The 7,386-nt window shown below is 38.1% G+C and carries 11 protein-coding genes; 5 read left to right on the top strand and 6 right to left on the bottom strand.

Annotation, left to right across the window (positions count from 1 at the left end):
* Window positions 1–554: 554 nt before the first annotated feature.
* Together HMJ38_RS05085 and HMJ38_RS05080 are read right to left on the bottom strand one after the other, a co-directional pair.
* Window positions 555–701: a hypothetical protein gene (locus HMJ38_RS05085; RefSeq protein WP_194973273.1), complete on the bottom strand. Its 147-nt coding sequence runs from the start codon at window positions 699–701 to the stop codon at window positions 555–557.
* 152 nt (window positions 702–853) lie between these two features.
* Window positions 854–1,663 (bottom strand): M48 family metallopeptidase, encoded by an 810-nt coding sequence (locus HMJ38_RS05080; RefSeq protein WP_194973272.1) that lies wholly within the window; start codon window positions 1,661–1,663, stop codon window positions 854–856.
* Between the two features lie 99 nt (window positions 1,664–1,762).
* Here HMJ38_RS05080 and HMJ38_RS05075 point away from each other — a divergent pair, with 99 nt between their 5' ends.
* Window positions 1,763–2,239: a DUF4442 domain-containing protein gene (locus HMJ38_RS05075; RefSeq protein WP_194973271.1), complete on the top strand. Its 477-nt coding sequence runs from the start codon at window positions 1,763–1,765 to the stop codon at window positions 2,237–2,239.
* Window positions 2,240–2,456: 217 nt separating this feature from the next.
* The gene (locus tag HMJ38_RS05070; RefSeq protein ID WP_194973293.1) at window positions 2,457–3,473 is read left to right on the top strand and encodes a bile acid:sodium symporter family protein; all 1,017 of its coding nucleotides are present in this window, start codon (window positions 2,457–2,459) and stop codon (window positions 3,471–3,473) included.
* Window positions 3,474–3,561: 88 nt separating this feature from the next.
* On the opposite strand, the gene HMJ38_RS05065 is transcribed toward HMJ38_RS05070, so the two are convergent.
* On the bottom strand, window positions 3,562–4,242 hold the full coding sequence (locus tag HMJ38_RS05065) for an ERCC4 domain-containing protein (protein ID WP_194973270.1): 681 nt from the start codon (window positions 4,240–4,242) through the stop codon (window positions 3,562–3,564).
* Between the two features lie 61 nt (window positions 4,243–4,303).
* On the opposite strand from HMJ38_RS05065, the gene HMJ38_RS05060 reads away from it, so the two are divergent.
* The gene (locus HMJ38_RS05060) at window positions 4,304–4,549 is read left to right on the top strand and encodes a UPF0175 family protein (RefSeq protein WP_194973269.1); all 246 of its coding nucleotides are present in this window, start codon (window positions 4,304–4,306) and stop codon (window positions 4,547–4,549) included.
* The gene (locus tag HMJ38_RS05055; protein ID WP_194973268.1) at window positions 4,533–5,018 is read left to right on the top strand and encodes a DUF3368 domain-containing protein; all 486 of its coding nucleotides are present in this window, start codon (window positions 4,533–4,535) and stop codon (window positions 5,016–5,018) included. Before HMJ38_RS05060 ends, HMJ38_RS05055 begins: the two co-directional genes overlap by 17 nt.
* A gap of 2 nt (window positions 5,019–5,020) precedes the next feature.
* Here the strand turns inward: HMJ38_RS05055 and thiL are convergent, their stop codons facing one another.
* The 3 genes from thiL to mce form a co-directional block, all read right to left on the bottom strand.
* Entirely contained in the window at window positions 5,021–6,049 is a 1,029-nt protein-coding gene (thiL, locus tag HMJ38_RS05050; protein WP_194973267.1) for a thiamine-phosphate kinase, read from the bottom strand.
* Window positions 6,050–6,061: 12 nt separating this feature from the next.
* The gene (locus HMJ38_RS05045) at window positions 6,062–6,322 is read right to left on the bottom strand and encodes a hypothetical protein (RefSeq protein WP_194973266.1); all 261 of its coding nucleotides are present in this window, start codon (window positions 6,320–6,322) and stop codon (window positions 6,062–6,064) included.
* A 174-nt stretch (window positions 6,323–6,496) separates the two neighbouring features.
* Window positions 6,497–6,907 carry a methylmalonyl-CoA epimerase gene (gene mce, locus HMJ38_RS05040; protein WP_194973265.1) on the bottom strand — a complete coding sequence of 137 codons (411 nt, stop codon included), beginning with the start codon at window positions 6,905–6,907 and terminating at the stop codon, window positions 6,497–6,499.
* Window positions 6,908–6,997: 90 nt separating this feature from the next.
* Between mce and HMJ38_RS05035 the strand changes: the two genes are divergently transcribed.
* Window positions 6,998–7,324 carry a HesB/IscA family protein gene (locus HMJ38_RS05035; protein WP_194973264.1) on the top strand — a complete coding sequence of 109 codons (327 nt, stop codon included), beginning with the start codon at window positions 6,998–7,000 and terminating at the stop codon, window positions 7,322–7,324.
* The last annotated feature ends 62 nt before the right edge of the window (window positions 7,325–7,386 follow it).

Raw genomic sequence — 7,386 nt, 5'->3', positions numbered from 1 at the left:
GTTTCAGATTTGTCTGTTTTGTCCCAAAATGCGAAAAGTCGATATTGCAGTCCGCTATATTTTGTCCTGAACTCCCAAATTTCATCAGTCAGTTTTTTAATTCATGATACAGAACAAAGATAATAAAAAGTTGAATTATATGGAAACATTTTGCGGTTTGTTCACATTACTGGCAACTTACTTATCTGTTTGGATTTCCCAGACAGATTTATAAAATATAAATAGATCAGTCTGGTTTTTCTTTCCTTTTATTTTCTAAACCTACTATATTCTTCCTCCACAAAAAATACCGTAAACAGGGTATTTTTTCTATTTGGGATTTTGTTTTATTGGATGATTGCTTGTTTCGGCTTATTTCTGAGGATTTATTTGGCTGATTATTGATAGCAGCCGGTTTGAATTAAAAAATGATCCCATAGGGATCAAATATGGGTAGCCCCGGGTAAGGAACGCAACCCGGGGACAATGATCAACAAAACGTCTCCGGTTTTTGGCCGAAATAATGTCAAAAGTGAATTAGGCTTTCCGCCAAAAACAGGGAAGGTTTGAATCCTTTACACCTTTTGGGAAGATTTCACGCCTATTTGGAAATCTATCTTTTGGCTAAAACCCATGTAGCTTTTCATTAAAAAAGCAAAAAGCCCGACCATCAGGTCAGGCTTTTTGATTTTATTTTCTTTGATTTCTCCCCATCTTATCATTCTTCACTCATCATTTAATACTCAATCCAACTGCCCCTAACGGACAATCCACCTCCCAACTCAAACCTTAGATCTAAAATCTTAAATCTAATCCCGCTATCTGAAGGCAATCCTAAATCTAAAATCTAAAATCTTAAATCCAAATCCCCCAACTACTTCACCTTATCACTCTTCTCATAATACTCCATCGCCTTTGGCATGGCTTTGTTCAGTTCATCCTTTCTTCTTTTGGGGCCGGGGTGTGTGGAAAGAAATTCAGGTGGTTCTTCACCTGTGCGTCCCTCTCCCATTCTATCCCAAAAACCGGGAGCAACCCTTGGGTCATATCCGGCCAAAGCCATAAAATTTAGTCCCAACTGATCTGCTTCCAATTCATGTGTCCTCGAGAAAGTCAACATGCCCAACTGACCGCCTACTCCAAAAGCCTGCAGAAAAAGATCTTGGGTCAGGGTGGGATTCTGACCCATGGCAGCTTGGGCTGTTCCGATCAATCCATTGAGCAACATCCCGTTTGACATCCTTTCTCTGCCGTGGTTAGCAATGGCATGGGCTACTTCATGTCCCATCACCACCGCTACACCTGCTTCATCTTGGCATATCGGCATGATACCTGTGTAAAAGGCAACTTTACCACCGGGCATACACCAGGCATTGACGATGTCATCCTCAATCAGATTGAATTCCCAGGCAAAACCCTGCAATTCCTTCTCCAAACCCTGTTCGGTCATGAAAACTTTAACTGCTTCAGCGATCCTTTTTCCTACGCGCACCACCATTTGTCCTTCGGCCGTATTGGTCACAATTTTACTTTCTTTCAACACATCATTGTATTGTACATACGCCATGGGCAACAATTCCTCATTGCTCACCAATGACAATTGATTTCTTCCACTCATGGGAACTTTGGCACAGGAATACACCGTGATTCCCAAGGCCAACAGAAAAATTATCTTCTTTAACATATCCTTATATTTTGCCCGAAATTGCCCAAAAAAGATGCCATTTCAAAAAGGGAATTTAATTTTTTGCTTAATTTGACGAACAATAAAATCAAAAATCATATGACCCCTGAAGCCAAGAAATACCTGAAAAGAATGAACAACCCTTTTATTTATTGGTGGGCCATGCTTTTTAAATTACCCTCTGTGGTTTTTTGGAGAATAAAGATCAAGAAAATAACTCCTGAGGAATGTTGGGTAAGCATTCCCTATTTCTGGAGAAGTCAAAATCCTTTCAAATCCATCTATTTTGCAGCCATGGCAGGTGCAGGGGAATTGAGTACCGGGGCACTATGTCAGTTGGCTATGGCAGGAAAAGGAAAATTCAGCATGTTGGTGGTGGATTTCCGCGCTGAATACCACAAAAAGGCGAACCAAAAAATCACCTTTGTTTGTAATCAGGGAATTGAACTGACCCAAATACTCGACAACTTAACAACAGGAGCAACTAACACCTTGACCATGATATCTACCGGCACCAATCCCGACGGTGAGGTGGTTGCAAGATTTTATATAAAATGGTCATTCAAGAAAAAGTAGCCAAGGAACTATTTCAATTGGAAATTTTTGTTCTAAGGTTGAATAATTTTATCATTGATGTTGGTTTTTATATTAGAGGTTTTAGATTTTAAAATTTAGCTGATAGATTACCCATTATTTCAAACCCAAAAAAACCTGCACCTTGAAACCACACGTATTTAAAACACTATTATGGCTTTCTTTGCCAGTATTATTATTGTCCGGAATCCTGTTTCTGATGGATCATACAGTATTTATAGGGCCTCTGTTGATTTTATTTTTTGTTTTATTAGGGATAGGGTTCAGGGGTTTTGAAAAACTCAAGGGCTTTACCTACACCATCATGATTTTTGCCTCTGTTACTGCAGCCATGTTTTATCCTGTTTTTTTTCAGGAAATGGGTGGTTTCAAATTGAGCGGATTAATTACTCCGCTGCTTCAGATCATCATGTTTGGAATGGGTACATCTATGAGCCTAAGAGATTTCCATGGAGTGGTAAAAATGCCAAAAGGTGTTTTAATAGGTGTTTTTTGTCAATTTTCTATCATGCCTTTTATAGGTTATACTTTGGCAAAATCCAGTGGATTTCCACCTGAGATTGCTGCGGGTCTAATATTGATTGGTTGTTCCCCTAGTGGTATGGCTTCTAATGTCATGAGCTTTTTGGCAAAAGCAAATTTGGCATTATCAATCACCATTACAGCCATTACCACGATGTTGGCACCTTTTATCACACCTGTCCTGATGGGTTGGTTAGCTGGAGAATTTGTGGAAGTCAACGTTTGGGGAATGTTCTTGGATATCGTGAAAATTGTAATTATACCCATCGGAGCAGGATTACTGTTCAACAAATACCTGGGCGGAAAAATGAAATGGCTTGACGCTGCCATGCCTTTGGTTTCTATGATCGGCATTGCCGTGATCATCGTCATCATTACCGCCGCCGGAAGGGATAATCTCTTGTCCATTGGGCCATTGCTGATTCTTTTGGTTCTTTTTCACAACTTAAGTGGATATACCTTAGGTTATTGGATGGGAAAACTCTTCAGGATGAATGAAAGCGATTGCCGAACAATTGCCCTTGAAGTCGGCATGCAAAATGCGGGATTAGCCTCAGGACTGGCCAAGGAAATGGGTAAGATTGCGACTGTTGGTTTGGCTGCCGCCGTTTTTGGCCCGATGATGAACATCACAGGTTCAGTTTTAGCATCTTACTGGCATCGAAAACCACCTAAAGATGAGGCAGCAACATAAATCGAAGCGACTGAAAAGATTGGCTGATTCTTTAAAAAAAGTAAATATTACATTCATTTGGGCTTCCTATGGATGCTCAAATGAACCTTTAATCATCAAGAATTTCAATGAACTTAAGGGCAGAAATTCTTCCAAAGCCCGGTACACTCAGGAGTTTTTCAAAATCCGCATCAAAAGCAGCCTTTAAACTTCCAAAGTGATCCAATAATCTTTCTGCCCTGTCCACTCCTATTCCTGGAAAGCCTTCCAGTATATGGATCTTTTGTTTTAAAGATTGATCTTTACCCTTCTTAAAATTTCCCTTACGGGGATAAACCCTTTGGTCTTGAAGTCTGTCCTTTGTCAGTTGCTTATAGCCCTGCAACATAATCGCTACTGTTTCTTTTATTCCTTTGGACTGAAGAATTGGAATTTTGAATCCTAGGCTGATGGAAACCAAAATACCTTGAATAGCTGAAACAGAAAAATCAGTCTCTTTAAATTCTTTTTGCTTCCCCTCCAAAATCAATATCCCCGGAATTTTACTTTTTGCAAGTTTGCTTACTTGCTTAAAAAGCCGACCATCTTTAATGGATCCACAGAAGTCAACCACAGTTTTTCTTTCCACCAATAAATCGTTGTCAAAAATATAATCCCCAACATCCAACCTTTTTCTCTGCACCAACAAATTTCCCTTTGCCAGCAATTCCTTTTCAACAGACATGGGTTCCCTATCGTCAATAATAACCTCTAAAGGATAAAAATAAGATGATTTGATAAGTCTCGACATAGTTAAGAACCAGATTTTGAAAATAAAATTTCCTATATTTAGATCAATAAACAAATAGAATATGAAGATTTCCCTTGAAAATTTTCCGGAAGTGGGATTAGACGAAAAAGATATCAAACTTGAACTCAGTGTTGCTTTATACAAAAGAGGTAAGTTTTCTATTGGCCAAGCATTTCACTTTGCCGGGATTGATAGAATTCAATTTTTAAAGGAGTTAGCCAATAGGAATGAAACTGTTAACTATGACATCGAAGATTTAAACATTGATTTGATCAACCTGAAATTGCAAAATGAAAGTAGTAGCTGATTCATCAGTTATCTTAGGTTTTTTGGCATTGGGAAAAATCGAAATACTAACTGAATTTTTTGATCAGATTTTAATTCCATTATCAGTCTTTGAAGAAACCCAATCACTGATAAAATATGGCTATGATTTAGGCCCATTATCCCACGGATCATTTATTGTAGCTGAATGTAGAAATAAAATTGCATTAAATGAGTTAAGCAAAGTTTTAGATATTGGAGAGTCTGAATCAATATTAGTTTGTATGGAAAGAAGCGCTGACCTTTTACTCATTGATGAGAAAAAAGGAAGGAAAATAGCTGAAAATTTGGGAATAAAAATTACCGGAATATTGGGGCTTTTGATTAGATGTAAAATTGAAGGAAAGATAGATTCATTAAAATCTGAAATTGAGGTCCTTAAAAAGAAACTCAATTTCAGATTGGACGATAAATTGGTAAATTATGCCCTTGGAAAAGTTGGAGAACTATGATTTTAAAAATGCTTCCAACCTTGGGCTTTTAACTGTACTGCCGTTCCGCTTTTTGTTACCAAAAACTTCCCTTCCTCTTCCTTGGTCACATGACCGATAAAATGGATATCAGCATGTTTTTCCAATTTTTCAAAATCCTTTTGGTCAATGGTGAACAACAATTCGTAATCCTCTCCCCCATTCAAAACACAGGTAATCGGATCCAAATTCAGTTCAACTGCGGTATCAAAAGTCTGTTTGTCAATGGGTAATTTATCCTCATAGATGGTAACACCGATTTTGGATGCCTTACAGATATGAAACAATTCAGAAGCCAAGCCATCTGAAACATCCATCATACTACTGGGCACAATCCCCAATTCCCTCAATTCATGGACAATGTCCATTCTCGCTTCAGGCCTTAATTGTCTTCCCGTAACGTAGCTGTATTTTTCCAATTCAGGTTTCATATCGGGATTAGCCAAATAGACCTGCTTTTCCCTTTCCAAAATCTGCAAACCTACCAAAGCACCACCCAGATCTCCTGTGACACAAATGATATCGTTGACCTTGGCACCTGATCGAAAACTCAAAGATTCTTTTTTGGCTTCCCCTATGGCGGTCACCGATATCACCAAACCCGAGCGGGAAGCAGTAGTATCCCCGCCTATGACATCTACGCCATAATGCTCGGCAGCTGCATTGATTCCTGCATACAGGGCCTCAACGGCCTCCACAGAGAATCTATTGGAAAGTGCAATGCTTACAGTAATCTGCTTTGGTACGGCATTCATGGCTGCTACATCAGAGACATTGACAGCGACTGCCTTAAATCCAATATGGGGCAATGGTGCATAAGACATATCAAAATGAACCCCTTCCAACAATAAATCAGTTGTCACCACTTTGACATGGTCACCAGCTTCAATGACTGCTGCATCATCACCGATTCCTTTGATGGTAGACGCGTTTTTGATGATTATTTTTTCATTCAGATGGTCAATCAGACCAAATTCTCCTATTTCAGAGATCTCAGTTCTTTCTTCGGACATATTTTGTACTTTTTATTTCTTACCTGGAAATGCAAAGATACTGCGAATTCCCAATTGGGTCATACCTTCTGTGTTTGTAGGGAAAAATGGATTGGCATTAAAAGTTGGGACAATCAATAAAGCATACTTCTCCCCCAAGTTGAACTCCTTGCCAACACCAAGAGAAAATCCAAGCCGAAAAGCTCCAAAGAATTCTCTACTTGCCTGGGATAAAATAGGGATTGCCATATGACAACTGAATTCCAAACCTGCTTTCACCCACTTCTTGGGCAAGGCAATTTTGTTGGATTAAAGACAAAAGAACAAACACTGGAATAATCAGAAAAATTTTGATTGATGGTTTCATAGCATTGTAAATGAATTAAGAGAAGATGATAATTTGAAAAAAAAATAGTTAAAGAAATTTTTACTACAGAATTAATGGATTAAAGAAAAAAGGTCAAACGTTTAAAAATCGGCTTGTTTTTCTTGACACAACTCCACTAAAACCCCGTTGGTTGACCGGGGATGTAAAAAGACCACCAATTTATTATCCGCCCCTTCTTTAGGGATATCATTCAAAATCTCAAATCCTTCCGCCCTCAGCCTTTCCATTTCCTTAAAGATATCTTCCACATCGAAAGCAATGTGGTGGATTCCTTCTGCTTTCTTTTCAATAAATTTTGCTATTGGACTATCTTCTCTTGTTGCTTCCAAAAGTTCTATTTTGGTATCCCCTACCTGAAAAAAAGAAGTCTTGACACCCTCCTTTTCAACACTTTCTGTTTTATAATGTTCTGAACCCAATAATTTCCTGAAGAGATCATTTGATTTTTGAAGATCCCTGACTGCAATTCCCAAATGTTCAATTTTTCTCATCTTGATTATTTTTTATATTTGTTTGTGAATCATTTCAAAACAAAGCATGTTAATTTGGTGCTTATAAATTTGACTTAATAATTTAAAGATATGATAATCGTTTCAGAAAAGGCAAAAGAAAGAATTCTAGAATTGAAAAAAGAGGAAGGAAGGGCAGAGGATGAGAATATTAGAGTTTCTGTCAAAGGTGGTGGATGTTCGGGATTGATGTACGATCTAGGTTTTGACGGTACTACAGTAGACTCTGACCATATTTTTGAAGACAAAGGAGTTAAAATTATTGTAGATAGAAAAAGTTTGCTGTATTTGGCAGGAACGACATTGGAATTTTCAGATGGATTGAACGGTAAAGGTTTTCAATTTGTCAACCCCAATGCCTCTAGAACCTGCGGTTGCGGAGAAAGTTTTTCAGTTTAAATTTAACTTTAAAAAATTCAATTTTAAGCCAGTTTTACCAAACTGGCTTTTTTATTCATAAT

The sequence above is a fragment of the Aquiflexum lacus genome (assembly GCF_015476655.1).
In the GTDB taxonomy this organism is placed as follows: domain Bacteria; phylum Bacteroidota; class Bacteroidia; order Cytophagales; family Cyclobacteriaceae; genus Aquiflexum; species Aquiflexum lacus.
The sequence above is the reverse complement of the archived record's forward strand: the minus strand, read 5'-3'. Positions and strand labels throughout refer to the sequence as shown.

Coding starts and splice junctions, on each gene's coding strand:
- HMJ38_RS05070 (WP_194973293.1), top strand. CDS start 2,457: ATGGATCATACAGTATTTATAGGGCCTCTGTTGATTTTATTTTTTGTT.
- mce (WP_194973265.1), bottom strand. CDS start 6,907: ATGAGAAAAATTGAACATTTGGGAATTGCAGTCAGGGATCTTCAAAAA.
- HMJ38_RS05065 (WP_194973270.1), bottom strand. CDS start 4,242: ATGTCGAGACTTATCAAATCATCTTATTTTTATCCTTTAGAGGTTATT.
- HMJ38_RS05080 (WP_194973272.1), bottom strand. CDS start 1,663: ATGTTAAAGAAGATAATTTTTCTGTTGGCCTTGGGAATCACGGTGTAT.
- HMJ38_RS05075 (WP_194973271.1), top strand. CDS start 1,763: ATGACCCCTGAAGCCAAGAAATACCTGAAAAGAATGAACAACCCTTTT.
- HMJ38_RS05060 (WP_194973269.1), top strand. CDS start 4,304: ATGAAGATTTCCCTTGAAAATTTTCCGGAAGTGGGATTAGACGAAAAA.
- thiL (WP_194973267.1), bottom strand. CDS start 6,049: ATGTCCGAAGAAAGAACTGAGATCTCTGAAATAGGAGAATTTGGTCTG.
- HMJ38_RS05085 (WP_194973273.1), bottom strand. CDS start 701: ATGATAAGATGGGGAGAAATCAAAGAAAATAAAATCAAAAAGCCTGAC.
- HMJ38_RS05055 (WP_194973268.1), top strand. CDS start 4,533: ATGAAAGTAGTAGCTGATTCATCAGTTATCTTAGGTTTTTTGGCATTG.
- HMJ38_RS05035 (WP_194973264.1), top strand. CDS start 6,998: ATGATAATCGTTTCAGAAAAGGCAAAAGAAAGAATTCTAGAATTGAAA.